This window comes from Corynebacterium frankenforstense (genome assembly GCF_030211955.1).
In the GTDB taxonomy this organism is placed as follows: Bacteria; Actinomycetota; Actinomycetes; order Mycobacteriales; family Mycobacteriaceae; genus Corynebacterium; species Corynebacterium frankenforstense_A.
In genome coordinates this window covers 78,109-103,025 of the sequence record NZ_JASODI010000001.1, presented here as the reverse complement: position 1 = coordinate 103,025, position 24,917 = coordinate 78,109, and the positions used below count along the sequence as shown (strand labels likewise).

Genomic DNA, 24,917 nt, shown 5'->3' with positions numbered 1-24,917 from the left:
GCCCGCACCCGTCGCCCCGCATCCCGCGGGTCGGCGGGTGTCGCCGTCTCAGGCGCGCAGGCGCCGGGCGGGTTCAGGCACGCAGGCGCTTCGCGGCCCGGCGCTGCCCGGCCCGGGCGACCCACTCGACGAGCTTCGCCCCGCGCACGGCCACCGACGGCGCGGCGGCGTAGAGGCGGCACCGCAGCCCGCGCCAGCGCGGCACGACGCGCACCAGTTTCGGGCACCGGGCGACCTCGGCGACGACGTCGGCGACCTCCCCGGGCTGGAGCAGCACCCCGGAAAAGGACATGGCCGCCTCGGGGTCGTCGAGCTTCTCATAAAGCATCGGCGTCCACATCCCGTCCGGGCAGACGGTGGAGACACGTACCTTCCTGTGGCCGGCGCGGCGCAGGTCGATGGCCGTCGAGAGGCTGAAGCCGAGCACGGCGTGCTTGCTCGCGGCGTAGATCCCCTCGCCGGAGACCGGGGCGAGCGCGGCCAGCGAGGCCACGTTGAGCACGTGTCCGCGCGCGGTCCCGCCGCCGCGGGTGGGACCGGTGCGGTGGGGGCGGCGCGGATCTCCTCGGACTGCACCGGGTGCGACTGCGAGGGCGCGTGCGCCGGGCGCGGCAGGCCCCACTTGTCCAGGCCGCGCACGGTCCACGAGGAGACGCGCAGGCGGATGCGGTTGAGCAGCCAGGGCGCCCAGCCCGCACGGCGATGAGGTCGGAGGCGATGCCGGCGGTGTACTTCGGGATCACCCACTGGCCGCGGCGCAGCGGGATCGTCGCGCTGTTCGCGGTGCGCGCGGCCGCCGAGGAGATGTCGAGCGCGGAGTTGCCGGCACCGACGACGACCACGTCGCGGCCGGCCAGCTGCGAGGCGTCGCGGTAGGAGTGGGCGTGGATCTGCTCGCCGGCGAACTCGTCCTGGCCGGGGTAGGCCGGGTCCGGCAGCCTCGGGTCCCAGTGGTGGCCGTTGCAGACGATCACCGCGTCGTAGTCGCGGGTGACCTCGCCCCCGGGCCCGCGGGTGGTCACCCGCCACCGGCCGGCGCCGCGCATCTCCCCTGCCGCGTCACCGTCCTGATCGCCGGGGTCGACCGGTTCGACGGAGGTGACCTCGGTGTCGAAGGTGATCAGCGGCAACAGGCCGAAGTGCTCGGCGTAGTCGTCGAAGTAGGCGGCGACCTGGTCGTGGCGGGCGTACAGCGGGTAGTCGGCCGGCATGGGAAAATCGGAGAAGGCCATGCGGCGCACCGAGGTGCTGATCTCGAGGTGGTCGTAGCAGGCCGAGACCCCGTTGGGGTTGTCGATCAGCCAGTTGCCCCCCGATCCGGCTGCCCTTCTCGAAGCAGTCGAAGGGGACCCCGGCCAGATAGAGGTTCTTCGCGCAGGCCAGGCCCGCCGAGCCGGCGCCGATGACGCAGGTGCGCGGCAGGTCCGGGTCGCCCGGGACGGGTGCGGTGACCGGGGCGGCCTTGTCTCGCTGGGTCACGTGGTACGGCAGCAGAGTTGATTTCATGCGCCGCAGATTAGTGTTTTGTTTCCCTATCCGAACACTTTTTCGTGTCACGGGTCACTATGACCAGGTTCCCGCCAGGGTGCGCCCGCGCACCCCGCGCACCACGCACGCGGCGTCGTCAATCTGCGCGGTGCCGCGCTCACTCCTCCCCGGAGTCGTCGTCCTCGTGCGGCTCGGGCACGATGCCGTCGAGGTAGAGGCCCTCGTCGGTGTCGCCGCGCATGTCCACCAGCCAGTCCGCGGCCTCGCGGTCGATCTCGGCGGCCGGCCAGGAGGCGGGGACGTCCACGCCGAAGGACTTGGTCACCCAGTCGCGGAACTCGGCGTGGCCGGCGACGTCGTCCGCGCCCGCCTCGGCCGGGGTGCGCCCCAGGGTGTCCTCGCCGATCCAGGCGTAGCCCACGGCGAGCAGGCGCAGCAGGTCGACGGTGTTCTCGGCGACGAGGAAGGGGCCCTCGCCCTCCGCGCCGAGGAAGAGGTAGCGGTAGGGGGCGGTGCCGTCCGTGCCGGCCCAGGCCATGATGCGCGAGCCGCCGCCGTCCGGGTCGACGACGGGCACCAGGCGCTCGGCGCCCGGCCTGTCGGTGTCGAGGTAGCCGGTCAGGTCGAAGTCGATGTAGAAGACGGAGCCCGAGACGGGGTCGGCGCTCACCGAGAGGAAGCCCTCGGGCCCGTCCTCGCCATCGAAGGCCTCGCCGTGACCGGCGGACTCCAAAAAGTCGAGGGCCCGGTGCAGCTCCTCGGGCAGGGCGAAGCCGCGCGGGGCGGCGGATGCGAAGTACTCTGCGAAACTCACCTGTCCCAGGTTATCCTCCGCGCCACGCCGGCGGCACCTCGCCGGTCATGACCGTCACGGAGCCGTTCCAGGTGAACGTCGCGTAGGTGCGCCCGGGGGCATTCGCCCCCGCGCGGCCGGTGCGTCTAGTACTCGGGAACCTCGCCCATCATGACGACCTTCTCGCCGTTCCAGGTGAAGGAGGCGTAGGTGCGTCCGGAGGCGTTGGCGGTGCCCTCACCGTCCTTGGGGTAGATGTACTCGACGGTGATCTGTGAGTCCGAGTCGCGCTGGATCTGGCCGATCCAGTAGGCCTTCGAGGTCGTCGTACCGAGATACTCGCCGCGGTGGTAGAGCATGACCAGCGTCGGCGAGGAGCCGGTGCCGCCCTCGATCGGCACGGAGATCCAGGACAGGTCCGCGCACGGGTCGAAGCCCAGGGTCGGGTCCGCGTAGCCGGTGTCCCACCCGACGCCGTCGAACGGCGGCGCGGGGGCCTGTGCGACGCCGGCGTGCATGGCCTCCTCGGCCGAGACGTCCCCGCAACCGGAGTCCCGGTCGGCGGAGGGCCGGTCCGCCTCGGCGCGCTCGGCGCCGGTGGTCGGCTGCGGCTGCTGTGTCTGTTGCGTCCCGGAGGTCTCCGACAGCGGGGCCGCGGAGGTCTCCTCGACGGTGGTGAGCACGGGCGCGTCGCCGTCGCCGCCCTCGGAGTCGTCGGCGCAGGCGGTCAGGGGCAGCACCGCGGCACAGGCCAAGGTGCACAGGATTGTTCGGGCTCGGTGGTTGAGGTGCGGTGCTCTTCTCATGCCAAAAGATTACTGCCCCTGCCCGACCCCCGGGACGATCTCGGGGAACGCTCCCCGGCCCGGCCCCCTCGGCCTGCGCGGACCGCCCCGGCTCAACGCCCGAAACCCGGCGCGCGCGGTCCGCGACCCTTTAGGGTTGTTTCATGGCTGAACACACGCCCCACTCCCCGCCCGCCGGCGGCCCCGGCCCGGCGACGAACCGCGAGCTCGGCGTAGTCAACGCCGCCATCGCCGCGATCGGCGCCCGGGTCACCGGCCGCAGACGCCTCGGCGTCTTCGCCACCCTTGGCCGCGCCCGCCGGCTCTTCCGCGCATGGCTCGTATACGGCGCGATGATGATGCCCTTCGGCTACCTCTCCCGCAGAGAGACCGAGCTGATCATCCTGCGCGTGGCCCACAAGCGCGGCAGCGCCTACGAGGAGGACCAGCACCGCGGACTCGCCCGCCGCGCGGGGCTGACCGCCGCCGAGATCGAGGCGGTCACCTCCCCGGAGCATGGTTTCACCGGCCGCCGCCTGGTGCTTCTCGACGCCGCCGACGAGCTCGTCGACACCCGCAGCCTCTCCCCCGAAACCTGGGCGCGGCTGCGCGGCGAGCTCTCGAAGCGCGACCAGGTCGCCTTCGTGATGCTGGTGACCAACTACGACGGGCTGGCCACCGCGCTCGACGTGCTGGGGGTACCCGTCGACCCGCCGCGGGAGGCCCAGCGGAAGCCGTAGTTGAGCGCACGCATCACCGCCCGGTAACCCCACGGCAGGTTCACCTGCGCCCAGCGCCCGAAGGCGATGTCGCCGCTGGTGGTCACGAGGAATTTCCCGCGCGCGACCCCGCGGCGGATCTTCGCCGCGGCCTTCGCGGGGCTGACCGCATGGCCCTGGAAGAGCGCGGTGGCACGTGCCACGCGCGGGTTGGCGCGGTCCACGCCGTGGATGTCGATGGTGCGCACCAGCGGGGTGTCCACCGCCCCGGGCGCGACGACGTGCACGTCCACTCCGAACGGCCGCAGGTCGAAGCGCAGCACCTCGGCCATGGCGAGCACCCCGCCCTTCGAGGCGGAGTAGGCCGCGTGCCAGGGCAGGCCGATGAAGCCGGCGGCACTGGACATGAGCACCAATTTCCGACGCCCGCGCCTGCCGCGACGTGCGTGCGCACGCCGCGGCGCGGCGGTGATGCGCGGGACGAGGGCCTGGACGACGTGGACGGTGCCCATGAGGTTGACCTCGATGACCTTCCGCCACTTCTCCGGCGGCATGGTGCGCGTATCTCCCCAGATCGCGATGCCGGCGACATGGTGGACCTCGTCGGGCACGCCGTGTTCGGCGGTGACACGCTGCGCCCAGTCCTCGACGGCGGCCCGGTCGGTGACGTCGAGGCCGGTGGCGTCGAGGATCTCGGCGCCGGCCAGGCGCGCGTCGGCGACGGTGCGCTCCAGGCCGTCGAGCGCGACGTCGGAAAGCATCAGCGCCACGCCGTCGCGGGCGAGGCTGAGCGCGAGTTCGCGGCCGATGCCGGAGGCCGCGCCGGTGACGAGTGCGGAGTGGGTCGCCGTGAGGCGCACGGCCGTGGCCTGGGTCATGGGGGTGCTCCTGTCGGTTCGGACCCGGTAGGTTTGTCTCCCTCACTTTATGTGTCCGGCCGTTGCGCGCGCGGGGCTTTCGCGGGGCCGATCGCGGCCTAGGATCTGTGCCATGGATCAGGCACGCACCCCCGAATCCCGCCGCTACGAGGTCGACTACGACTGGCTGTGGACCAACCCGCCGCACAACGACGGCACGCCCGCGACGGTGCGCATGACCGTCACCGACGGCCGCCGCAACGCCGCCGCGCCCGCGGTGAAGGCCTGGCTGGCCACGCTCACCCCCTCCGGGGACGCCTTCGTCTGCGGCGGCTGGGTCGCCCGCGTCGTCGACGAGCGGAAGGCGGGCGAGGGCGTGCCCGGCCGCGTGGTGGTGGACCTGACCTCGGGCGGCGAGGACGTCGCCGACGGCATCCAGGACGCCACCGAGCAGGCCTACGCGCACCTCGGCGAGGGCACCGACCTGGGGCTCAGCTGGAAGCAGCTGCCCCGGCCGGTGGCGGAGTAGCGCCATGGCCCGCCCGCTGCCCGAAACTTTTGCCCGCCGCTTCCCCGACCTGGCGCGCCCGGCACTGGCGCTGCTTCCCGCCGCCGCGCCCGCCGCGCCCGGACTCAGCCAGCTGGGCGGGCACCCGTACATCGACGCCGCGCACCCCTGGCCGGTCGACGCGCGCGGCCGCGCGCTGACCTTCCTCGCGCAGGTCAATCTCGGCGAGCTACCCGCGCTGCCGGGCTTCCCGGCGCGTGGGCTGATCCAGTTCTTCCTCGCCGACGACCCCGACTACGGTCTCTTCACCGAGAGCGGCCACCTGGTGCGCCTCCTGCCGGAGGTGCCGGTTGGCGGGGCGGGGCGTGGAGATCCCAAGGGGATCTTCGCCGGTTCCCGGATCCCCGCCCCCGACGCGGCGTTCCCGCCGCCGGAGTTCAGCCCGCTGGTCGAGCCCGCACTCCCCTACGGCCTGCGGGGCGTGCCGGTGCTCACACTGCCGAGGCTGGGTTCGGTGGAGTTCGGCGGCGAGGGAAACGAACTGCTGCCCGACGAGCTCGTCGCCGCGCTGACCGATCTCGCCCGCGAGCGCGGCCTGGACCAGGCCGCAGGCGCCGCCGACGAGTGGGAGGCCTATGACATGGCCACCGTAGCGCTGGCGCCGACCGGTCAGCTGACGCTGGGCGGCTTCCCCGACTTCGTGCAGGCCGACCCGCGCGAGAGCACGCACCAGGCCGCGCTGCTCACGGTGCGCTCGGCCGGCCGCGGCAGGATCGTGAACTGGGGCGGTGACCTGGGTGTGGGCTGCTTCTTCGCCGCCTCAGAGACGACGCAAGCCGGTAACCTCTCGGCCACCGGCTTCAGCTGGGACGTGTGAGCGACTCGGTGACGCCAGGTGCCTACGCGGCACCGAGGGGCGTGATGTTCTCCACGTCGTCGCCCAGTTCGCGCAGACACATCCGCAGCTCGTAGCTCGACTGCAGATTCATCCAGAAGTCGGCCGTCGTCCCGAAGTAACGGGCCAGGCGGACCGCGGTGTCCGCCGTGATACCCCTCTTGCCGTGGACGATCTCGTTGATCCGGCGCGGCGGCACCCCGATGTCGACGGCCAGCCGGTGCTGGGTGATCCCGAAGCCGTCGATGAAATCTTCCATCAGAATCTCACCCGGGTGGACGGGCTCGATCCGCTCCTCAGTGATAGTCGGTGAGTTCGACATCTTCCACGCCTCCAGTGGTCCAGTTGAAGCAGATACGCCACTGCCTGTTGACCCGGATGCTGTACTGACCGGACCTGTCTCCGGACAGCTGTTCCAGACGGTTTCCTGGAGGAACGCGGAGATCAACCAGGACTGCGGCGGCATCCATCATCTCGAGCTTTCTCAGCACCGTGCGTTGCAGCTGCCGGTCAAGCCCTTTCACGTAGCGCCCACGCCAGATCGCCTCGGAGGCTTTGTCCCGAAACGACCTGATCATGTCGCAAACCTACGACACATAACGCTCCGCGTCAATAACGCGCTTCGTCATGCCGACGGACAAGCCCCGACCACCACCCCAAAGACGACTGAAGCCGGTGACCTCTCGGCCACCGGCTTCAGCTGTGACGTGTGAGTCCCGGACGCGTGAGTCCTAGACGTTGAACTTGAACTCGACCACGTCGCCGTCCTGCACGACGTAGTCCTTGCCCTCCTGGCGGACCTTGCCGTGGGCGCGGGCCTCGGCCATGGAGCCGAGCTCGTCGAGGTCGTCGAAGCTGACGATCTCGGCCTTGATGAAGCCCTTCTCGAAGTCGGAGTGGATCACGCCGGCGGCCTGCGGGGCGGTGTCGCCCTGGTGGATCGTCCAGGCGCGGGCCTCCTACCGACTTCGGAGAGGCCACGCTCGCGGCGCTTCGCACTCGTGCGAAGCGGCTCGGGCTGGCTCCGAGCACGTGGGTGCGGGCCGTCGTCCGAGATGCCCTCCACGCCTCTCGGAGCGAGGAGCTGGACGCCGCCGTGGCCGCGCACCTGCTCGGCGTCGAGGCGCGCGCAGGTGTCGGCGGACGCGCGCGAGCTGGCCGCGCAGATCCGCCCGCTGGCGATCAACGTCAACGACCTGGACCACCGAGCACGTGCCGGTGAGGCGGTGGCGCTGTCGTCGGAGGTGCCCGAGCTGATCGAGCTGCTGCGCGAGGTCCGCGCCCTGCTCGGTGATCGGACGGCCTCGTGAGCACGACGCACTACAGCCCGAGCGCCAGCGCCGCCGACACGGAGCGCTATAACCGGGGCAAGGAGGACGAGCGGAGCGTCGCGATCACGTGCGATGTGCCGGGAAGCCCCGGCGCGTTCTCGGCGCGCGCTCGGGCGCTCACGCAGAACACGACGCTCGAGGTCGAGGCGCTGCACTACCGCCAGTCGTTCAGCGACGAGGAGTTCGACCCGAAGAACCCCGAACACGTGCAGCGGGTGAACGACCTGGGCTACCAGCTCGCCAAGAAGATGCACCCGGATTCCGACTGCCTCGTCGTTAGTCATGTGGATGGGCGGGGAAAGAAGCCGCACAACCATATTTTGGTTCTCAATCACAACAACCGCACGGGAAAGGCGCTCTCGGACTATCGCACGTTCCACGACCGCAAGGCCGGGAATCAGAAGGGCGTGCAGTCGGCGAACGACGAGCTGATGCGCGAGCACGGGCTCTCGGTCGTGAAGCGGCTGGAGCACGCGCCGAAGGACTGGGAGCTGCGCCGCGAAGACTTCGCCGAGGGGTCGCTCGACCGCGAGATGGGCGACCGGATGAGTGCGGCGCTGGCCGATCCCCGCGCGGTGGACAAGGCCGGTCTGGTCTCGGTGATCGAGGAGCAGAACCAGCAGCTCGGTGATGACGGGGATCGGGTGCCACGGATGTGGCTGCACAGCCCCGTCAGCAAGAAGGGCAAACGCGCCGGGCAGGAGACCTGGACGCTCTACATCGAGGACCGCCGCGGCGAGTCCGGGCGTGCCGAGCGCCGCAAGCGCACGAGCGCACTCTCGGCGGACTTCACCCCGGAGGGCGCGCAGGTGTTCTTCGACTACCACCAGCAGCAGAAGGAGCAGGAACATGAGCGCAGCACTCGACAGGCTGAAGCAGCAGAACGGGCCCGTGCAGTCGCCGCAACCGCTCGGCAGTCCGGAGACGATGGAGCTGTTGGCCTCGATCCTCGCCGCCGTCGAGGCGCAGAATACGAGGATCGCCACGCTGACCGAGCAGCAGAAGAAGCTCGCGGGGTTCGTGAAGGTGGACAGCGAGGAGCAGGAGAAGCAGCTCTCCGCGATCTCGCATCAGCTGACCTCAACGTCGCCGCCGGAGTCGAACGAGAACAGCGAACTGCTCGCCGGAATCGCGTCCACTCTCGCGGGTATGAGCATGAACCTCAACGGGGAGAGTCTGAAGGGCTCAGCCTCTAAGTCCGAGGCTGCCGCCAAGCATCTCGATGAGAGCCGGGCTAAGTTCGAGCGGGCCGCGAACGGTGCGCAGAAGGCCTGGCGGGAGTCGATCACCCAAGCCAGCGCCGAGGCGACGAGCGCGATCAGCACGGCCCGGGATCAGGCTGTGCAGTCGATCGGGAGGGCCGCTGCCGACGCCGGGGCCGTGGCAACAGCCAAGATTGACGCCGCGAACGAGCGGGCCGAAAAGATCATCGCCACAACGGCGAAGCTGGAGGCCCGTCAGCTTTGGTCTGTCGCCGCGTCGATGTGCCTCGCGCCGCTGCCGGTCGCAGTGATCGTCGCGGGTGTTTGGATGGCCGTCGCCGGGCTTATCACGGGCGCTCAGTGGGCCCTCGACGTGGACGGGAGCGTGTGGCTCGGGATCGGTCGCTGGCTCGTGGTCTCCATGGGCCTCGCCGGGGCCGGCTACGGACTCTTCGCGTCCGTCCGCTGGGTCGCCGGTCTCGTGGAGACCTGGAAGGGCCGCGGGATGCCGAGGTGGCCCCGTTGGCGGTGATGGCTGGATCCGATCGAGCTACCGGTTCCGATCAGCAGTCGAAGGATTTTCGCAGCAGCCAGTCCTGCGGCCTCGGTGCCGCCGCCGTAGCCTGACGAGCATCCCGGCCGTGACGGCCATCGCGACGGCGATCCCGGCACCGATGATCCAGGGATTGCCGAGGAGCCCTCCGACGCCTGCGAGTGCTCCGCCCGCCGCGATGAGCGGCAGGCCGCAGCAGAGCAGCAACGGAAGCGCGCAGCATGCCAGTAGGAGCAGCCCGGTCCCTGCGGCGACGATGGGACCGGCGCGCCGTTCGTCGCGGTCGTGATCGGCGCTCATCGTCTGGACCTCTTCCGGATGAGATCTCCCCGATTGCATGCGTTGCCGTTCATGCGCAGCACGAGAGCAGTGACGGGTCGGTGGTGAAGGACTTCGCGGCGATCCGGATGCCTTCGGTCATGGTCAGGTAGGGGGCCCAGGCGTCGGCGACTTCGGCGATGGTCTTGCCGAGCACGTGGACGCCTGCGGCGGCGAGTTCCCCGGCGTCCTTGGCGACGGCGGTGAGGCCGAGGATCTCGCTCGTATCGGCGTTCACGACGATCTTGATGAACCCGCGAGTGTCGCGGTTGATCACCGCCCGGGGCACATACTCCAGGGGCAGCACGCGGCAGTCGCAGCGGATCCCCGCGGCGACGACCTCCTTCTCGGTCATCCCGACCGCGCCGATCGCCGGTCCGGTGAACGTCACCCGCGGCAGATGGGAGTAGTCGACGGACCGGTCGGCGTCGGCGAACGCGTTCTCGGCGACGAGGGTGCCGTGGTGGGCCGCGACGTAGACGAGCTCCGGGTGCCCGGTCACGTCGCCCGCGGCCCAGATCCGCGGGTTCGACGACTGCAGATGGTCGGAGACGACCACCTCGCCGGAGTCCCCGGTCTTCACCCCGACCGCATCGAGGTTCAAGCCGTCGGTGACGGGACGGCGTCCGAGGGCAACGAGCACCTGGTCGGCGCGGAACTCCTGCGAGCCGCCGGACACGTCCGCGGTAACCACGACCTGCCCGGTCGCCGCGTCCCGGGACACCCGGGTCGGCACCGCGCGGCGGACCACCCGGATGCCCTCGTCGGCGAACACCTCCTGCAGTGTCCGGGACACCTCCGGCTCCTCCTTCGACGCGAGCCGGGACCGCACCAGCACGGTGACCTGGGAGCCGAGGCGGGCGAACAGCTGCGCCTGCTCCAGGGCGACGTAGCCGCCGCCGAGCACCAGCATCGACTCGGGGACCTCGGTCAGGTCCATCGCCGTGGTCGAGGTCAGGTACCCGGCCTCGTCCAGGCCGTCGATCGGCGGAGCCCACGGCCGCGCACCGGTGGCGACCAGGTAGTGCTCGGCCTCGATCGTCTCGACCGCTCCGTCTGCGGCGGTGACCTCCAACACCGGCGCGTCCGGGGTGCCCGCGAACCCGGCGTCTCCCCGCCGGACGTGCCACCCGTATGAATCGGCGACGTCGGCGTACTTCTCGCCCCGCATCGTCTCGACCAACGCCTGCTTCCCGGCGATCAGCGCGGGCATGTCCACTGGGCCTGCCGTCGTCGCGATCCCCGGGAACCGGTCGGCGGCGTCGGCGGCGACGTGCCGTGCATCGGCGGCGGCGATGAGGGCCTTCGACGGCACGCAGCCCGTGTTCACGCAGGTGCCACCGAGCGTGCCACGCTCGATCATCACCACCGACTTCCCGAGCATGGTCGCGCGAATCGCGGCGGCGAACGCTCCGCCGCCCGATCCAATGATGGCGAGATCGTACTTCGTAGGCATCGCTGCTCCCGTCAAGGCTTGGACTTCTGTTCCGTTTCAGCCATACTGGACCTTCCAGTGCAGGGGAAGGTCAAGCGTGGCCCCTGCCGAATGATCGGAGGCCGCAATGCGCATCGGAGAACTCGCCGAACGCGCGGGCACCACCTCGAAGACGCTCCGGTTCTACGAAGAGCAGGGACTGCTGCCCCCGGCCGACCGGACGCCATCCGGGTACCGCGACTACGCGCCCGACGCCGTCGCCCGGATCGACTTCGTTCACCGTGGCCAGGCCGCAGGCCTCACCCTCGCCCAGATCCGCCAAATCCTCGACATCCGCGACAGCGGCCACGCGCCCTGCGAGCACGTGCGAGACCTCCTCGACGCGCGCCTGGCCGAGATCGAGCAGCAGATCGCCCAGCTCACCGCCCTGCACGGCACCATCGCCGACCTCCGGCACGACGCCGCGCACCCGGACCCCGACACATGCAGCCCAGACCAGGTCTGCCGGTACCTGTAGAGGGACGCGGACCGAGAAAGCGAGAGCCATAACACGAACATGCGCTACGAAAACCCGCTCTACCTCGCCGAAGAGGCCGCGTCGCTGTACCAGCTCTCCGGCGGCCGCGTGGCCTTGGGCGTCTCGCGCGGAGCCCCGGAGGTGGCTGACCGCGGCTGGGAGGCCTTCGGCTACAAGGGCGAAGCACCCAACGGCGCGGACGTGGCACGCGCCCACCCTGAGGCGTTCATGTCCGCGGTGGACGGCTATGGGTTCGCCGCCGCTGCACCGCTGGACCGGCAGTACCCCAACATGTTCCAGCCCGACTCCGCCCTGCAGGTCTTCCCCATGGTGCCCGAACTGCGCAAACATATCTTCTACGGCTCCGGCACCCACACCTCAGCCGAACAAACTGCCAAGGATGGACTGAACCTGATGTCGTCCACCCTGGTCTCCGAGACCACCGCCGAGCCCCTGGGCGAAATCCAGGCGGACCAGATCAGCTGCTACCACGCCGCGTGGAAGGAGGCAGGCCACGCTTGGACGCCGCGCGTGTCGGTGTCCCGCTCCATCTTCCCCATCGTCGACGGCGCGGACATGCAGATGTTCGGCATGCAGGCCTCCGGTTCCGACCAAGTGGGCGCGCTGCCTGATGTCGGCTCCACCACTGTCGGCCGCACCTACGCCGCCGAGCCGGACAAGCTCATTGAGCAGCTCAAGGCCGACCCTGCCGTCATGTCCGCCGACACCCTGCTCATCACCACCCCCACCGGCATGGGCGTAGATGTCAACGTGAAAATCTTGGAAAACTTCGCCACCAACGTCGCCCCTGCGCTGGGCTGACGGCCGAACAGCGAAGGCCCAGTTACCGGCTATCCCATCAACTAATCCCTGCAGGTCGCAGGAATTACACGTTCATTTCAGTTCAGTTCATCTTGAATAATTCAGCATGTGTTGTATAGTTCAGCGTATGCTGATTATTGCTTCACGCCTCGACGTCATGAACCGGCTCGGCCGGGCCATGGCGGATCCGACGCGCTCCAGAATCCTGATGACCCTACTTGACGGCCCGAGCTACCCGGCCGTGCTTGCGTGCGACCTGGACCTGACCCGCTCGAACGTCTCGAACCACCTAACCTGCTTGCGTGACTGCGGCATCGTCGTCGCCGAGCCGGAGGGCCGCAAGACCCGCTACGAAATCGCCGATCCGCACCTCGCGGCAGCGCTCGACGCGCTGGTGAACGCGACGTTGGCTGTCGACGAAAACGCCCCGTGCATCGACCCTGAGTGCTCGGTGCCCGGCTGCGGCGAGAAAGGAGCGGACGCATGAGTTCAGCATGTGGATGCGAACACGAACCCGACACGGAGATTGACGAGCTCGATCGGCCATGGTGGAAGGACCCTGAGCTACTGTTACCGATCTTCTCCGGCGTAGCCCTCATAACAGGACTGGCGTTGGACTGGTCCGACTTGGAGACGCCCGCGACGGTACTGTATTGGATTGGCCTTCTGTTGGGCGCTTACACGTTCGCGCCTGGAGCGATCCGGAACCTTGTCACGAAGCGCAAGCTCGGCATTGGCTTGCTAATGACGATCAGCGCGGTCGGCGCGGTGATCCTCGGATTCGTCGGAGAAGCCGCGGCGCTAGCGTTCCTGTACTCGATTGCCGAGGCACTGGAAGACAAGGCGATGGACCGGGCCCAAGGCGGACTGCGGGCGCTGTTGAAGCTGGTACCGCAGACCGCGACGGTGCTGCGCGACGGCACAGCGGCCGAGGTCGAAGCGAAGGACCTCGAGGTTGGCGAGCTAATGCTCGTGCGTCCCGGGGAGCGGATCGCCACGGACGGCATCATTCGGTCCGGGCGCTCCAGCCTTGACACCTCAGCGATCACCGGAGAATCCATTCCGGAGGAGGTTGCGCCCGGCGACGAAGTGCCTGCGGGAGCGATCAACTCCGCCGGGGTGCTTGAGGTCGAGACGACCGCAGCTGGAACGGACAACTCGCTGACCACACTCGTGGACCTGGTCGAGCAAGCGCAGGCGGAAAAGGGCGACCGCGCCCGGATCGCCGACCGGATTGCCCAACCCCTAGTGCCCGGGGTGATGATCCTGGCGGTGTTGGTCGGCGTTATCGGCTCGCTGCTGGGCGACCCTGAGACGTGGATCACCCGTGCGCTGGTAGTCCTGGTCGCAGCGTCGCCGTGCGCGCTGGCAATCTCCGTGCCGTTGACGGTCGTGGCCGCGATCGGCGCGGCCAGCCAGTTCGGAGTGGTCATCAAGTCCGGCGCGGCGTTCGAGCGACTGGGCGGCATCCGTCACCTGGCAGTGGACAAAACCGGAACACTTACCCGCAACCAGCCTGAGGTTAGCGGAGTGGTTCTGGCAGACGGATTCGATCGGACGCAGGTGCTTTCCTTCGCGGCGGCAGTTGAGCAGCAATCGACGCACCCCCTCGCCGCGGCGATTGCGGCAGCGGGGTCCGAAGCGCCGACCGCCTCGGACATCAGCGAAGAAGCCGGGCATGGCATCGGCGGCACCGTCGAAGGCCGACGGGTGCTGGTGGGCAGCCCCCGATGGATCGACGCCGGGCCACTGAAAGCAGACGTTGAGCGCATGGAGTCCGAGGGCCAGACCTGCGTCCTGGTCACCGTCGATGACGCTCTCGCCGGGGCGATCGGGGTCCGTGACGAGCTGCGGCCCGAGGTGCCCGAAGCCGTGCAGGCCCTGCACGCCAACGACGTGGAAGTGAGCATGCTCACAGGCGACAACACTCGCACCGCCCGGGCACTGGCTGAAATCGCCGGAATCGACGACGTGCGCGCCGAGCTGCGCCCGGAGGACAAGGCGAGCATCGTAGCCGAACTCTCCTCCAAGACGCCGACGGCGATGATTGGTGACGGCATCAACGACGCGCCGGCACTGGCGGGCGCGACGGTGGGCATAGCGATGGGAGCGACTGGCGCCGACGCCGCGATCGAGTCCGCTGACGTCGCCTTCACCGGCCACGACCTCCGGCTGATCCCGCAGGCGCTGCAGCACGCCCGCCGAGGCAGCAGGATCATCAACCAAAACATCGTGCTGTCTCTGGCCATCATCATCGTGTTGATGCCGCTGGCGATCAGCGGCGTGCTGGGCCTGGCCGCCGTGGTGTTGGTTCACGAGGTAGCCGAAGTCATCGTGATCTTGAACGGCCTGCGGGCCGCGCAAGCGAAGCGCTGAGCCACACTTTCGCCCAGCGTGCTGGCTCTCCAACGCGGATCTTGGAACGATCGAGCTGATCAGGAACCAAGCGTCATCTCAAAACTTTTGATGCCGAGCTTCATCGACACGGCCCGCGACTACCTGGGCAGTGTGTTTGGCAAAGGGCCCCACCCCCATCAGCGTTGCCGAGCCGTCGCCGGTCCAGTTGCCGTAACCGACTAGATGCAGATTCTCCACTTCAGGTTCGCGGCCGCGCATGAGGTGGCGGAATGGGCCGAGGGCCGGACGGAAACCGGTGCACCAGATCAAGTGGTCGTGGTCGAGCTCGCTCAGGCTATCGAAGATGGCGGTAGCGGTGAGCTGACCGGAGTTGCGGAGCTCACGTAGATGAGGAAGTGCGACAATGTCCCCGAGGTTCCGGCCGGAATCGGCGCCGAGAATCCGGCGGCGGCTGCTGAGAAAGAGATCGCGGCCGTCGACGTCATCGGGCATCCAACGCGGCTCCTCACGCGTGAACCATGTGACCTCCGACGTCCCAATGAGGTCTGCGGCGATCTGGGCACCCGAGTTGGCCGCACCGACCACCGCGACCTTCGCGCCGCGAAACGGTTCGGGACCGGGGTAAGTGGACGAGTGCCACTGGCGTCCGTGGAAGGTGCCGGGATAGTGGGGCACGAAGGGCGCGGACCACGTGCCTGTGGCCGCGATAACGTGTTCCGCTGTGAATTGACCGGCGCTGGTATCTAGGGAGAACATCCCTTCCTCGTGGGACACGCTGTGGACGTGCACTGGGCGCCTAACCGGGAGGTCGTACCGGTGTTCGTAACCTTCCAGATAGTCGATGACATGGCTTGCTGGCGGGTACCCCGGGTACCGCGGCATAGGCCAGCCGGGGAGATTGGCGAACCCTGCGGCCGAGAAAAGTGTCAGTGAAGGCCACGTATGCAACCATGCGCCGCCGGGTTCTTCCTGGTTGTCCAGTACCAGAAAATCCACTTTGAAGCGCCGCAGATAATAGGCCGTAGCTAAACCGGACTGGCCACCACCGACGACAATGGCAGTGTGGTGCTCAGTCATTGGAGAGCACCGCCATTGCACCCACGGGGACCTCAAGCGCCGCCTGCCGGTGATTCGGGCGCTGGCCACCGCACGCAAACGCGACAACACCTGCGACGGCCAAAATCACCGCCACCATTCTGATGGACAAGCGCTTCGTGCCCGCGACTTTAGTCAGCGTCCCCGCAAAACTACAGAACCGCAACACTCTCCTCGGGCCCGGCTGCAGCCGACTACCCGCTTTCCCATGCATGGTCTCTCGATAGCCTAACCACCGTGGAACGCAGCTACAGGTAGGTGCACATAGTCAACCCCGTCATCCGGAACGAGGCTACGGTTCGATTTCACGGAGCCGGTTAATCGGCCACCGGAGTGCAAAACGGAGAGGGTTACCGGGCAACCTGGGCACTAGAGGCCACGGAGAACTGGGTGCCCCAAAATGTGACGGTGAACGTTGAAGGCGATGGTTGGGAGCGGAGCCTCAAACTCGTCAGGTCCGAGCAGGACGTATGGTCGTCGCAGACCAAAGAAGAGGGCACCCAGCCAACAGATCTGCCCTCCCCGGGAATTGCTCGTTCAGCAGACCTGGAAGACGCGCTGGATTATGAACTCGGCCTTTGCCCGCTCACGAACACGATGCCCATTCGCCGCTTGGGGCTTTTGGAAGCTCAGGTTCCTAAGACGCAACTCATCATGGCCTGGATTGATATGCCATCGCTAGAAGTGATCGCTTCGGACCAGTACGACAGCTCAATCGACTCTAAGACAGTGCGCTACGCAAGCGGAACACGTGGAGTCGACATCGAATTAGAAATGGACAGCGACGGAGCGGTCGTACATTACCCCGATCTCGCCCAGCGCGTCTGATTCAGGCGGCTCCGCTCAGGAGCACCTCGGGTTAGGGGTACGGTGGCACCCATGCGCATCTTCACCATCGGCCACTCCAACCTCGAATTCGACGAGTTCGCGCGAATGCTTCAGGCAGCCGGGGTCGCGGCAGTCGTCGATGTACGCAAGCTGACCGGTTCACGGAAGTACCCGTGGTTCAACGACGACGCCCTCACCCAGCACCTCCCCGAGCACGGCATCGACTACATGAAGAACGAGGGTCTGGCGGGGCGGCGCAACGTATCCAAGACGATCCCGTTCGAAGTCAACGCCAACTGGCAAAACCGCAGCTTCCACAACTACGCCGACCACGCCCTGGGTGAAGAATTCTCAACAGCATTGGAGAAACTGCGCCAGCACGCCGCTCACACGCCGACCGCCATCATGTGTTCCGAGGCGGTGTGGTGGCGCTGCCACCGCCGCATCATCGCCGATCACCTCCTCGCCCACGGGGACGAGGTGGAGCACGTGATGGGGTTGGGGGCCAAAGGTGCGTCGATACGCAAAGCAACGCTTAACGACGGCGCCGTGGTCGGCGACGACCTCCTCGTGCGCTACCCCGCGCGGGAGTAGCGCCTACACCAGCGGCCAAGGGTAAGGAAACTCTGACTGGGGCTGCGGCAGCCACGGCAGGCACACGATGCGTAAGGCGCGCGATCTCAACGCCGCCACGCCTTCCGGAACCTCGTCCACGAGCGGCTCCACCGCATCCACCAGCTCGGATGGGATCGGCACCGACGGCGAGCCGACCTCTATCCTGACCGAATGGGGCGAGGCCTACTTCAACTGGCCGACCGACCGCACCACGCTCGCGCGCACAGTCGATGCGCTTGACACGGTGACCAAACGCGGGACGAAGATCACCTTCTTCCGCCTCGGGGATGATCCAGGGCTCGTTTCGCTTATCGATGCCCTCGCCAACCGCACCGGCGCCAACGTCGTCGCCCCCGACCTCAACGAACTCGGAGGCGCTGTGGTGGGAGAGTACCTCCGCTGGTAACAGCGTTAAACGCTAAACGTTGAATTTGAACTCCACGACGTCGCCGTCCTGCATGACGTAGTCCTTGCCCTCCTGGCGGACCTTGCCGTGGGCGCGGGCCTCGGCCATGGAGCCGAGCTCGTCGAGGTCGTCGAAGCTGACGATCTCGGCCTTGATGAAGCCCTTCTCGAAGTCGGAGTGGATCACGCCGGCGGCCTGCGGGGCGGTGTCGCCCTGGTGGATCGTCCAGGCGCGGGCCTCCTTGGGCCCGGCGGTCAGGTAGGTCTGCAGGCCCAGGGTGGCGAAGCCGGCCTTGGCCAGCGTCTGCAGGCCCGGCTCCTCCTGGCCGACGGCGGCGAGCAGCTCGGCGGCCTCCACCTCGTCGAGCTCGAGGAGCTCGGCCTCGCTCTTGGCGTCGAGGAAGACGCAGTCGGCCGGGGCGACCAGCTCGCGCAGCTGCTGCTTGCGGTCCTCGTCGGTGAGGACCTCCTCGTCGGAGTTGAACACGAAGAGGAAGGGCTTGGCCGTCATCAGGTGCAGTTCCTTGAGGTCGGCCAGGTCGATCTCGCCGTTCTTGGCGGCGGCGAAAAGCGTGCGGTCGTCCTCGAGCACGGCCTGGGCCTTCTTGGCGGCCTCGAGCTCGGCGGCGCGCTCCTTGTCCTTGCGCGCCTCCTTCTCCAGGCGCGGGACGGCCTTCTCGATGGTCTGCAGGTCCGCGAGGATCAGCTCGGTCTGGATGACCGAGATGTCGCTGGCCGGGTTGACCTCGCCGTCGACGTGGACGACGTTGTCGTCGGCGAAGGCGCGGACGACCTGACAGATCGCGTCGGCCTCGCGGATGTTGGCGAGGAAGGCGTTGCCCATGCCCTCGCCCTCCGAGGCGCCCTTGACGATGCCGGCGATGTCCACGAAGGACACGGTGGCCGGCAGGATGCGCTCGGACTCGAACATCTCGGCCAGGCGCTTGAGCCGCTTGTCCGGCAGCTCGACGAGGCCGACGTTGGGCTCGATGGTGGCGAAGGGGTAGTTCGCCGCGAGCACGTCATTGCGTGTCAGGGCGTTGAACAGGGTGGACTTCCCTACGTTGGGCAGACCGACGATTCCAAGAGTAAGGCTCACGGGCGCCCATCCTAGCCGCTGGCCCGCAGCGGCCGGCGGCCGGGCCGTGCCACCACCCCACGGGCCGCCGTCGCGCGGGTACGGCAAGATGGTGGGCGTGAGTGACAACGAGGAGACAACGCACCGCCGTGACGTACCCGGCGACGGCGACGCCCGCGCGGCGTCGGCAATCGCGGCGGAGGCCGCGGACCAGCTCCCCGACGCCGAGCACACCGCCCCCGAAGAGGAGCCGTACACGCCGGTCAGCGACGCCCGCCGCACCGACGCGATGAGCACCGTGGACACCGCCAACGACGAGGTCGACCGCTCCGTGGTCATGCTACGCGCCCTGCGCGACGCGGCGAAGGTCTGCGTGCAGGTCCTCGTCATCTGCGTGACGCTCTACGGCGCGTGGTTCGTGCTCGGCAAGTTCTGGGCCGGCATCTTCCCCGTGATCATCGCCCTGATCCTGTGCACGGTGCTGGCCTCCCCGACCGGCTGGCTGCGCCGCCACCACGTCCCCGGCGGGCTGGCCGCGCTGATCACGCTGCTCGGCTTCTTCGGCGTCGTCGGCGGCCTCTTCGCCGTGGTCGCCCCGGACGTCGCCCGGCAGTCGCAGGCAATGATCCTGCAGGCCGTCGAGGGCATCCAGCGGCTGCGCCTGTGGCTGCAGGGCCCGCCGGTCAACCTGGACAGCGAGGACTTCGACCAGGCCATCAACGAGGCCGTCTCCTGGATCCAGAACCAGGCCGGCACCATCGCCGGCGGCGTGTTCGCGGGCATCTCGACGGTGACCTCGATGGCGTTCACCCTCGTCGTCGTCTTCGTGCTGACCTTCTTCTTCCTCAAGGACGGCCACAAGTTCCTGCCCTGGGTGCGCCGCGTGGTCGGCCGCCGCCAGGGCTGGCACCTGACCGAGCTGCTCACCCGCGCCTGGCGCTCGCTGGGCGGCTACATCCGCGCCCAGGCGGTCGTCTCCGCCGTCGACGCGCTGTGCATCGGTGTCGGCCTGTACTTCATCGGCGTGCCCATGGCGCTCGCGCTGGCGATCATCACCTTCGTCGCCGGCTTCATCCCGATCGTCGGTGCCGTCAGCGCCGGCGCGCTGGCCGTGCTCATCGCGCTGGTCTCCCTCGGCGTGCCGGAGGCGCTGATCACGCTCGTGCTCATCGTCGCCGTCCAGCAGCTCGAGGGCAACGTGCTCTCCCCGATGCTGCAGTCGAAGGCGATGAACCTGCACCCGGTCATCGTGCTGGTCTCCGTCACCGTCGGCGGCGGCCTGTTCAACATCGCCGGCGCCTTCCTGGCCGTGCCGATGGCCGCGATGATCGCCGTGGCCTTCCGCTACAGCCAGGACATCATGATGCTGCGCTCCGGCGAGCGCAGCCTCGACGAGATCGAGTTCAAGACCCGCGCCGGTGTCGCGGTGGGCACCGTCGCCGAGGAGGAGGGCCAGCGCATGCGCGCCGAGCTTCACGACGCCGTGCGCGTCGCCGCCGCCGGCGACCCCGACGCCCCGGCGGAGGCGGCGCCTGAAGGCGCCACAGATTCCGGCCACGGCCACCGCCCCGGCTTCGGCGGGCGCGGCTGGTTCGGCGGCGCAGAGCGCGGGGACGCCGCAGGCGAGGGTCGCTCCGGCTTCGCCCGGCGCACCGCCGCGGTCGGCACCGCGACCGCCGCCGGCGCACGCCGCGTCGCCTCCGTGTTCGATAAACTGCGCCGCCGCTAGGACTCCCACCGCGCGCCTGTGCCAGTCTGGGAGGCATGACGATTCACATTGTCTCCCTGCTCGTCGGCCTCGTCCTCGGCGTCGTCGGCGGCTGGCTCGCCTGGGGGCGCGGCCGTTCCGCCACCGCGCCCGGGCGCGAGGTCGCCCGCGGTGACGGGACCGGAAACGGCGACGGGTGGGGCGTCAGCAATCCCGACGCCGCCACGGCGAACGCGCCCGCCCGCGTCTCCGACGTGGCCGCCTCCATCGCCCCGCTCAACGAGGCCGTCGGCCGCCTCGGCGCCGAGCTGCGCGGCATGGACCGCGACCGCGCGGCCACCATGGCCGCGCTGACCAGCCAGGTCCAGGCGATGACGCGCACCTCCACGAGGCTCTCCGACCGCACCGACCGGCTGGTCGCCTCGCTGCGCTCGCCGCAGGTGCGCGGCCGCTGGGGCGAGATGCAGCTCTCCCGCGTCGTCGAGCTCGGCGGCATGGTCGAGCACTGCGACTTCGACACCCAGGTCACCGCCCGGGTGGAGGGCAAGCTGGTCAAGCCGGACATGGTCGTCCACCTCGCCGGCGGGCGCAGCATCGTCGTCGACGCGAAGGTGCCCTACGCCGCCTACCTCGACGCCCTGGAGACCGACGACCCGGAGGAGCACGCCGCCTTCCTGCGCCGCCACGCCCACCAGCTGCGCTCGCATGTCGTCGAGCTCGCCCGCCGCGAGTACGTCGCCGCCTTCTCCCCCACCCCGGAGTTCGTCGTGCTCTTCGTGCCCGCCGACCCGTTCCTGGACTCCGCGCTGCAGGTCGACCCCGAGATCCTCGAGTACGGCATGGCCAACTCCGTGGTCATCGCCACCCCCACCACGTTGTTCGCGCTGCTGCGCACCGTGGCGCTGGGCTGGCGCCAGGAGGACTTCTCCGACAAGGCCCGCGAGATCCACCGGCTGGGTCGCCAGCTCTACACCCGCCTGGGCACACTCAACGAGCACTACGCGCAGGTCGGCCGGGCCCTCGACCGCACCGTCGAGGCCTACAACTCGACGCTGGGTTCCCTGGACTCGCGCGTCGGGGTGACGGCCCGCAGGCTCGCCGAGATGGGTGTGCCCGTCCGCACCGACCGCGAGGTGCGCGACCCGCAGCCCGCCACGCGGCCCCGACCCGCATCGGTCGAGGGCGGACGCCACGGTAAGATTGCGGACCGTGTCCCACACGACCCGTAGATTCCGCACCGCCTCCGACCTCGGCGCCGTCGGGCTGCCGGTGTGGTCCGGCGTGGCCATCGTGGTCGCCGCGCTGGCCACCGGGATGCTCATCAGCCTGCTCAACCAGGAGATGGGCGCCCTCTACCTGACGTGCTTCGCCGTCGCCGCCGTGGTCGTCGCCCTGTTCACCCAGCCGCGGGGGCTCTTCTTGACCGTCGCCACGATGCCGCTGACCTTCGTGGTGTTCACGCTGGCCACGGCCTGGCTGATCGGCCGCCAGCTCAGCCCGAACGTCTCGGGCACCTCGACCACGGCGATCATCACGATGATCTACCCGGTCTTCCAGTTCTTCCCCGTGCTCGCGCTCGTGGTCGCCGGCGCCGCCCTGATCGCCTGGCTGCGCCTGCACCTGCTGCACCGCAACCTGGCGCGCAGCCAGCGCCAGCGGCAGGCCAGGCGGCGCCGCGACGCCGAGGCGGACCGCCGCAACCGCACCACCGCCACCCGGGCCCGCCGACGCGCAGGCGCCGGTGCCGGCGAGGGCCGGGCGGCCACGGCGACCACCGCGACCGCGGCACCGGGCGAGGGTGTGCGCGAGGACGAGGCCACCGTGGCCGGTGCCGCCGCCTCGACGCGTGTCCCGCGTGTCCTGCGCGACGAGCGCCCCGATCGCGACGAGAGCGCTGAGCGCAGCGAACGTACCGGGCGTGCTGAAGTCTCCGCGCGTACCGAGCGTCCCGGGCGCCCCATCCGTCGGCGCACCCCCGACGCCGGGGTCGAGGAGCCGCGCGGCGAGCGCCGCTCGCGCAAGGGCCGTCGCGACCGCCGCGAGCGCACCTCGGACCGCGCCAAGCGCCGCAGCCAGCAGGTCACGGTGCAGGAGCTGATCCGCCGCAACGAAGCGCGGCGTCAGCGCCGCGAGTCGCTCAACCGCGACCTTTACGAGGACTGAGCCTCAAGGGGCCCGGGAGGCGCAGGCCCCCGGAGTCCCTAGGAGGACTGGGCCGCCCGGGCCGCGCCCTTGCGGGTGCGCGCCGGACGCAGGTCACGCGGCAGCGCGAAGGTGATCGTCTCGGAGGCCGTGGTGACCTCCTCGACCCCGCCGAAGCCGTACTCCCCCAGGCGCTCGACGACGGTGCGCACCAGGATCTCCGGCACGCTCGCCCCCGAGGTCACGCCGACGGTCGTGACGCCCTCGAGCCACGCCGGGTCGATCTGCTCGGCGTAGTCGATCAGGTGGGCGTCCTCTGCGCCGGCCTGCAGGGCGACCTCCACCAGACGCTTCGAGTTCGAGGAGTTCTGGGAGCCGACGACGATCATCAGCTCGCAGCGCTCCGCGATCGCCTTGACGGCGACCTGGCGGTTCTGGGTGGCGTAGCAGATGTCGTCGCTCGGCGGGTCCTCCAGCTGCGGGAAGCGCCGGTGCAGCTCCTGGCGGATCTGCAGGGTCTCGTCGACCGACAGCGTGGTCTGGGACAGCCAGATCAGCTTCTCGTCGTCGAGGAAGTCCGGGAGCTTCGCCACGCCCTCGACGCCGTCGACAAGGTGGGTGACCTCCGGGGCCTCACCCGCGGTGCCCTCGACTTCCTCGTGGCCCTCATGCCCGATGAGCAGGATGTGGTAGCCGTCGCGGGCGAAGCGCTTGACCTCGTTGTGGACCTTGGTCACCAGCGGACAGGTCGCGTCCAGGGTGCGCAGCTGCAGCCCGTCGGCCGAGTCGCGCACCGCGGGGCTGACGCCGTGGGCGGAGAAGACCAGGTGGGCGCCCTCGGGGACCTCGTCGGTCTCGTCGACGAAGATGACCCCGCGTTCGGCCAGCGTGTCCACCACGTAGCGGTTGTGCACGATCTCCTTGCGCACGTACACGGGGGCGCCGTACTTCTCCAGCGCCTTCTCCACGGTCTCCACCGCACGGTCGACACCCGCGCAGTAGCCGCGGGGCGCGGCGAGCAGCACCTGCTTGTCTCCTTCACTCATGCGCCCCACCGTACCCAGCCCTGTCCACGGGGCACAACGCACAGCGCGCGGGTCCGGTTATCCACAGCCTCACACCCGTCCGTGGCGTCTTCCACCGGCCGCTCCGGTGCGCCCGGCGGGCCGTCGCGCGGCGGCGATAGACTCTGCGCCATGGGCAAAATGGTCACCAGCGCCGAACGGCCGGTCCCCGTCAGCCGGCTCAACGACATGGTCAAGGGCTGGGTCGAGCGGATGGGCACGATCTGGGTCGAAGGTCAGCTCACCCAGGTCGCCGCGAAGCCGAACTGGAAGCTGGCCTACCTTACGCTGCGCGACACCGAGCGCCAGGCCAGCGTGAAGCTGACGTGCCCGGCCAAGCTCGTGCGCGACTCGCCGATGCCGCTTGACGACGGCGCGCGGGTCGTCGTGCGCGGTAAACCCGCCTTCTACGCGGGGCGCGGCGAGTTTTCGCTGTGGACCACCGAGATCCGTCCCGTCGGCGTGGGCGAGCTGCTCGCCCGCATCGAGGCGCTGCGCAACCAGCTGGCCGCCGAGGGGCTGTTCGACCCCTCCCGCAAGCGCCGGCTTCCGTACCTGCCGCAGCTCATCGGCTTGATCACCTCGCGCGACTCCGCCGCCGAGCGCGACGTGCGCTCGGTGGCCGAGGACCGCTGGCCCGAGGTCGCCTTCCGCACGGTGCACACGCCCGTGCAGGGCGCCGACGCCGCGCCGAAGGTCATCGAGGCGCTGCGCACCCTCGACGCCGACCCGGAGGTCGACGTCATCATCATCGCCCGCGGCGGCGGCTCGGTCGAGGACCTGCTGCCGTTTTCCGAGGAGGCCCTGCAGCGCGCCGTGGCGGCCGCCGGCACCCCGGTCGTCTCCGCGATCGGCCACGAACCGGACCACCCGGTGCTCGACAACGTCGCCGACCTGCGCGCGGCCACACCCACCGACGCGGCCAAGCGCGTGGTCCCGGATGTCGCCGCCGAGCGCGACCTGCTCGCAGAGGCCCGCGCCCGGGCGGCGGCCGCCCTGCGCAACTGGGTGCGCCGCGAGGAGCGAGGCCTCGCCCAGCTGCGCTCGCGGCCGGTGCTGGCTAACCCGATGACCCCGATCGAGACCCGGCGCGAGGAGATCGGCCGCGCACTCGACCTGGCCCGCCGCGACATCAGCCAGCTGCTCGCCCGCGAGCGCGAGCGGGTCACCGGGCTGCGCGCCCGGGTGGCCACGCTCGGCCCGGCCGCCACGCTGGCCCGCGGTTACTCGGTGGTCCAGGTCGTCCCGCGCGACGGCACCCCGCCGGAGGTGGTCACCGAGATCGGCCAAGCCCCGCCCGGAAGCCAGCTGCGCATCCGGGTCACCGACGGCTCGATCACCGCCGCCGGCATGTCCACCCGCCCCGCCGACTGACCCGCCCCGCCCCGCCGACTGACCCGC

Annotated in this window: 26 protein-coding genes and 4 pseudogenes; 17 read left to right on the top strand and 13 right to left on the bottom strand. The window is 69.5% G+C overall.

Annotated features, from left to right (window positions below):
* Positions 1 to 73 precede the first annotated feature (73 nt).
* From QP119_RS00535 to QP119_RS00520, 5 genes and pseudogenes are all read right to left on the bottom strand, one after another.
* Positions 74 to 502, bottom strand: a complete 429-nt coding sequence (locus QP119_RS00535; protein WP_284772919.1) for an SDR family NAD(P)-dependent oxidoreductase — start codon at positions 500 to 502, stop codon at positions 74 to 76.
* Between the two features lie 283 nt (positions 503 to 785).
* Positions 786 to 1,298 (bottom strand): annotated as a pseudogene (locus QP119_RS11835) (hypothetical protein); the annotation flags it as partial.
* A 1-nt stretch (position 1,299) separates the two neighbouring features.
* Positions 1,300 to 1,506, bottom strand: a pseudogene (locus tag QP119_RS11830) (NAD(P)-binding protein); the annotation flags it as partial.
* Positions 1,507 to 1,645: 139 nt separating this feature from the next.
* Positions 1,646 to 2,302, bottom strand: a complete 657-nt coding sequence (locus QP119_RS00525; protein ID WP_284772917.1) for a hypothetical protein — start codon at positions 2,300 to 2,302, stop codon at positions 1,646 to 1,648.
* 125 nt (positions 2,303 to 2,427) lie between these two features.
* The gene (locus QP119_RS00520; RefSeq protein WP_284772916.1) at positions 2,428 to 3,087 is read right to left on the bottom strand and encodes an LppP/LprE family lipoprotein; all 660 of its coding nucleotides are present in this window, start codon (positions 3,085 to 3,087) and stop codon (positions 2,428 to 2,430) included.
* Positions 3,088 to 3,230: 143 nt separating this feature from the next.
* Between QP119_RS00520 and QP119_RS00515 the strand changes: the two genes are divergently transcribed.
* Positions 3,231 to 3,806, top strand: a complete 576-nt coding sequence (locus QP119_RS00515) for a carboxymuconolactone decarboxylase family protein (protein ID WP_284772914.1) — start codon at positions 3,231 to 3,233, stop codon at positions 3,804 to 3,806.
* Here the strand turns inward: QP119_RS00515 and QP119_RS00510 are convergent.
* Positions 3,728 to 4,663 carry an SDR family oxidoreductase gene (locus QP119_RS00510; RefSeq protein ID WP_284772911.1) on the bottom strand — a complete coding sequence of 312 codons (936 nt, stop codon included), beginning with the start codon at positions 4,661 to 4,663 and terminating at the stop codon, positions 3,728 to 3,730. The genes QP119_RS00515 and QP119_RS00510 overlap by 79 nt on opposite strands.
* A 112-nt stretch (positions 4,664 to 4,775) precedes the next feature.
* Between QP119_RS00510 and QP119_RS00505 the strand changes: the two genes are divergently transcribed.
* Together QP119_RS00505 and QP119_RS00500 are read left to right on the top strand one after the other, a co-directional pair.
* Positions 4,776 to 5,171 (top strand): hypothetical protein, encoded by a 396-nt coding sequence (locus QP119_RS00505; protein ID WP_284772910.1) that lies wholly within the window; start codon positions 4,776 to 4,778, stop codon positions 5,169 to 5,171.
* A gap of 4 nt (positions 5,172 to 5,175) precedes the next feature.
* Positions 5,176 to 6,027 (top strand): DUF1963 domain-containing protein, encoded by an 852-nt coding sequence (locus QP119_RS00500; protein WP_284772909.1) that lies wholly within the window; start codon positions 5,176 to 5,178, stop codon positions 6,025 to 6,027.
* A 22-nt stretch (positions 6,028 to 6,049) separates the two neighbouring features.
* On the opposite strand, the gene QP119_RS00495 is transcribed toward QP119_RS00500, so the two are convergent.
* The 3 genes and pseudogenes from QP119_RS00495 to QP119_RS00485 all read right to left on the bottom strand — a co-directional run.
* Entirely contained in the window at positions 6,050 to 6,367 is a 318-nt protein-coding gene (locus QP119_RS00495) for a HigA family addiction module antitoxin (protein WP_284772908.1), read from the bottom strand.
* Positions 6,342 to 6,623, bottom strand: a complete 282-nt coding sequence (locus tag QP119_RS00490; protein ID WP_284772906.1) for a type II toxin-antitoxin system RelE/ParE family toxin — start codon at positions 6,621 to 6,623, stop codon at positions 6,342 to 6,344. The genes QP119_RS00495 and QP119_RS00490 overlap by 26 nt, the downstream gene beginning before the upstream one ends.
* A gap of 153 nt (positions 6,624 to 6,776) precedes the next feature.
* Positions 6,777 to 7,004, bottom strand: a pseudogene (locus tag QP119_RS00485) (DUF933 domain-containing protein); the annotation flags it as partial.
* Positions 7,005 to 7,178: 174 nt separating this feature from the next.
* Between QP119_RS00485 and QP119_RS00480 the strand changes: the two are divergent.
* The 3 genes from QP119_RS00480 to QP119_RS00470 are packed head-to-tail and all read left to right on the top strand — an operon-like array spanning position 7,179 to position 9,110.
* Positions 7,179 to 7,355, top strand: coding sequence for a hypothetical protein (locus tag QP119_RS00480; RefSeq protein WP_237562138.1), 177 nt, complete (start codon positions 7,179 to 7,181; stop codon positions 7,353 to 7,355).
* Positions 7,352 to 8,572: a relaxase/mobilization nuclease domain-containing protein gene (locus QP119_RS00475; RefSeq protein ID WP_284772905.1), complete on the top strand. Its 1,221-nt coding sequence runs from the start codon at positions 7,352 to 7,354 to the stop codon at positions 8,570 to 8,572. The genes QP119_RS00480 and QP119_RS00475 overlap by 4 nt, the downstream gene beginning before the upstream one ends.
* Positions 8,526 to 9,110 (top strand): hypothetical protein, encoded by a 585-nt coding sequence (locus tag QP119_RS00470; RefSeq protein ID WP_284772903.1) that lies wholly within the window; start codon positions 8,526 to 8,528, stop codon positions 9,108 to 9,110. The genes QP119_RS00475 and QP119_RS00470 overlap by 47 nt, the downstream gene beginning before the upstream one ends.
* Positions 9,111 to 9,480: 370 nt before the next feature.
* Here QP119_RS00470 and merA read toward each other — a convergent pair whose 3' ends face one another.
* Positions 9,481 to 10,905: a mercury(II) reductase gene (gene merA, locus QP119_RS00465; RefSeq protein WP_284772902.1), complete on the bottom strand. Its 1,425-nt coding sequence runs from the start codon at positions 10,903 to 10,905 to the stop codon at positions 9,481 to 9,483.
* 106 nt (positions 10,906 to 11,011) lie between these two features.
* Here merA and QP119_RS00460 point away from each other — a divergent pair, with 106 nt between their 5' ends.
* The 4 genes and pseudogenes from QP119_RS00460 to QP119_RS00445 all read left to right on the top strand — a co-directional run bounded on the left by QP119_RS00460 (position 11,012) and on the right by QP119_RS00445 (position 14,599).
* Positions 11,012 to 11,401 carry a heavy metal-responsive transcriptional regulator gene (locus QP119_RS00460; RefSeq protein ID WP_042529932.1) on the top strand — a complete coding sequence of 130 codons (390 nt, stop codon included), beginning with the start codon at positions 11,012 to 11,014 and terminating at the stop codon, positions 11,399 to 11,401.
* A gap of 36 nt (positions 11,402 to 11,437) precedes the next feature.
* Positions 11,438 to 12,223 (top strand): annotated as a pseudogene (locus tag QP119_RS00455) (LLM class flavin-dependent oxidoreductase); the annotation flags it as partial.
* 127 nt (positions 12,224 to 12,350) lie between these two features.
* The gene (gene cmtR, locus QP119_RS00450; protein WP_284772898.1) at positions 12,351 to 12,710 is read left to right on the top strand and encodes a Cd(II)/Pb(II)-sensing metalloregulatory transcriptional regulator CmtR; all 360 of its coding nucleotides are present in this window, start codon (positions 12,351 to 12,353) and stop codon (positions 12,708 to 12,710) included.
* The gene (locus tag QP119_RS00445) at positions 12,707 to 14,599 is read left to right on the top strand and encodes a heavy metal translocating P-type ATPase (RefSeq protein ID WP_284772896.1); all 1,893 of its coding nucleotides are present in this window, start codon (positions 12,707 to 12,709) and stop codon (positions 14,597 to 14,599) included. Before cmtR ends, QP119_RS00445 begins: the two co-directional genes overlap by 4 nt.
* A gap of 78 nt (positions 14,600 to 14,677) precedes the next feature.
* Here QP119_RS00445 and QP119_RS00440 read toward each other — a convergent pair whose 3' ends face one another.
* Entirely contained in the window at positions 14,678 to 15,658 is a 981-nt protein-coding gene (locus QP119_RS00440; protein ID WP_284772895.1) for an NAD(P)-binding domain-containing protein, read from the bottom strand.
* A gap of 351 nt (positions 15,659 to 16,009) precedes the next feature.
* Between QP119_RS00440 and QP119_RS00435 the strand changes: the two genes are divergently transcribed.
* From QP119_RS00435 to QP119_RS00425, 3 genes are all read left to right on the top strand, one after another.
* Complete coding sequence (locus tag QP119_RS00435) at positions 16,010 to 16,504, top strand: putative glycolipid-binding domain-containing protein (RefSeq protein ID WP_284772894.1); 495 nt, start codon at positions 16,010 to 16,012, stop codon at positions 16,502 to 16,504.
* 51 nt (positions 16,505 to 16,555) lie between these two features.
* Complete coding sequence (locus QP119_RS00430; RefSeq protein WP_284772892.1) at positions 16,556 to 17,098, top strand: DUF488 family protein; 543 nt, start codon at positions 16,556 to 16,558, stop codon at positions 17,096 to 17,098.
* Positions 17,099 to 17,165: 67 nt separating this feature from the next.
* A complete protein-coding gene (locus QP119_RS00425) occupies positions 17,166 to 17,525 on the top strand; it encodes a hypothetical protein (RefSeq protein WP_284772891.1) in 360 nt (119 codons plus the stop codon).
* 12 nt (positions 17,526 to 17,537) lie between these two features.
* On the opposite strand, the gene ychF is transcribed toward QP119_RS00425, so the two are convergent.
* The gene (gene ychF, locus QP119_RS00420) at positions 17,538 to 18,623 is read right to left on the bottom strand and encodes a redox-regulated ATPase YchF (protein ID WP_284772890.1); all 1,086 of its coding nucleotides are present in this window, start codon (positions 18,621 to 18,623) and stop codon (positions 17,538 to 17,540) included.
* Positions 18,624 to 18,891: 268 nt separating this feature from the next.
* Here ychF and QP119_RS00415 point away from each other — a divergent pair, with 268 nt between their 5' ends.
* From QP119_RS00415 to QP119_RS00405, 3 genes are read left to right on the top strand one after another with little or no spacing between them, the layout of a single operon-like run.
* Positions 18,892 to 20,331 carry an AI-2E family transporter gene (locus QP119_RS00415; RefSeq protein ID WP_284773053.1) on the top strand — a complete coding sequence of 480 codons (1,440 nt, stop codon included), beginning with the start codon at positions 18,892 to 18,894 and terminating at the stop codon, positions 20,329 to 20,331.
* 35 nt (positions 20,332 to 20,366) lie between these two features.
* Entirely contained in the window at positions 20,367 to 21,539 is a 1,173-nt protein-coding gene (locus QP119_RS00410; RefSeq protein ID WP_284772889.1) for a DNA recombination protein RmuC, read from the top strand.
* Positions 21,520 to 22,473 (top strand): DUF6542 domain-containing protein, encoded by a 954-nt coding sequence (locus QP119_RS00405; RefSeq protein ID WP_284772887.1) that lies wholly within the window; start codon positions 21,520 to 21,522, stop codon positions 22,471 to 22,473. The genes QP119_RS00410 and QP119_RS00405 overlap by 20 nt, the downstream gene beginning before the upstream one ends.
* Before the next feature lie 38 nt (positions 22,474 to 22,511).
* Here QP119_RS00405 and QP119_RS00400 read toward each other — a convergent pair whose 3' ends face one another.
* The gene (locus tag QP119_RS00400; protein ID WP_284772886.1) at positions 22,512 to 23,498 is read right to left on the bottom strand and encodes a 4-hydroxy-3-methylbut-2-enyl diphosphate reductase; all 987 of its coding nucleotides are present in this window, start codon (positions 23,496 to 23,498) and stop codon (positions 22,512 to 22,514) included.
* A gap of 150 nt (positions 23,499 to 23,648) precedes the next feature.
* On the opposite strand from QP119_RS00400, the gene xseA reads away from it, so the two are divergent.
* Entirely contained in the window at positions 23,649 to 24,890 is a 1,242-nt protein-coding gene (gene xseA / locus QP119_RS00395; protein WP_284772885.1) for an exodeoxyribonuclease VII large subunit, read from the top strand.
* Positions 24,891 to 24,917 lie beyond the last annotated feature (27 nt).

Excerpts from the sequence above, each read along its gene's own strand:
- QP119_RS00505 (WP_284772910.1), top strand. The coding sequence starts at position 4,776 with ATGGATCAGGCACGCACCCCCGAATCCCGCCGCTACGAGGTCGACTAC.
- QP119_RS00415 (WP_284773053.1), top strand. The coding sequence starts at position 18,892 with ATGAGCACCGTGGACACCGCCAACGACGAGGTCGACCGCTCCGTGGTC.
- QP119_RS00430 (WP_284772892.1), top strand. The coding sequence starts at position 16,556 with ATGCGCATCTTCACCATCGGCCACTCCAACCTCGAATTCGACGAGTTC.
- QP119_RS00510 (WP_284772911.1), bottom strand. The coding sequence starts at position 4,663 with ATGACCCAGGCCACGGCCGTGCGCCTCACGGCGACCCACTCCGCACTC.
- QP119_RS00500 (WP_284772909.1), top strand. The coding sequence starts at position 5,176 with ATGGCCCGCCCGCTGCCCGAAACTTTTGCCCGCCGCTTCCCCGACCTG.
- QP119_RS00520 (WP_284772916.1), bottom strand. The coding sequence starts at position 3,087 with ATGAGAAGAGCACCGCACCTCAACCACCGAGCCCGAACAATCCTGTGC.
- QP119_RS00440 (WP_284772895.1), bottom strand. The coding sequence starts at position 15,658 with ATGACTGAGCACCACACTGCCATTGTCGTCGGTGGTGGCCAGTCCGGT.
- xseA (WP_284772885.1), top strand. The coding sequence starts at position 23,649 with ATGGGCAAAATGGTCACCAGCGCCGAACGGCCGGTCCCCGTCAGCCGG.
- QP119_RS00400 (WP_284772886.1), bottom strand. The coding sequence starts at position 23,498 with ATGAGTGAAGGAGACAAGCAGGTGCTGCTCGCCGCGCCCCGCGGCTAC.
- QP119_RS00445 (WP_284772896.1), top strand. The coding sequence starts at position 12,707 with ATGAGTTCAGCATGTGGATGCGAACACGAACCCGACACGGAGATTGAC.
- merA (WP_284772902.1), bottom strand. The coding sequence starts at position 10,905 with ATGCCTACGAAGTACGATCTCGCCATCATTGGATCGGGCGGCGGAGCG.
- QP119_RS00495 (WP_284772908.1), bottom strand. The coding sequence starts at position 6,367 with ATGTCGAACTCACCGACTATCACTGAGGAGCGGATCGAGCCCGTCCAC.
- QP119_RS00515 (WP_284772914.1), top strand. The coding sequence starts at position 3,231 with ATGGCTGAACACACGCCCCACTCCCCGCCCGCCGGCGGCCCCGGCCCG.
- QP119_RS00460 (WP_042529932.1), top strand. The coding sequence starts at position 11,012 with ATGCGCATCGGAGAACTCGCCGAACGCGCGGGCACCACCTCGAAGACG.
- QP119_RS00490 (WP_284772906.1), bottom strand. The coding sequence starts at position 6,623 with ATGATCAGGTCGTTTCGGGACAAAGCCTCCGAGGCGATCTGGCGTGGG.
- cmtR (WP_284772898.1), top strand. The coding sequence starts at position 12,351 with ATGCTGATTATTGCTTCACGCCTCGACGTCATGAACCGGCTCGGCCGG.
- QP119_RS00470 (WP_284772903.1), top strand. The coding sequence starts at position 8,526 with ATGAGCATGAACCTCAACGGGGAGAGTCTGAAGGGCTCAGCCTCTAAG.
- QP119_RS00410 (WP_284772889.1), top strand. The coding sequence starts at position 20,367 with ATGACGATTCACATTGTCTCCCTGCTCGTCGGCCTCGTCCTCGGCGTC.
- QP119_RS00425 (WP_284772891.1), top strand. The coding sequence starts at position 17,166 with ATGCGTAAGGCGCGCGATCTCAACGCCGCCACGCCTTCCGGAACCTCG.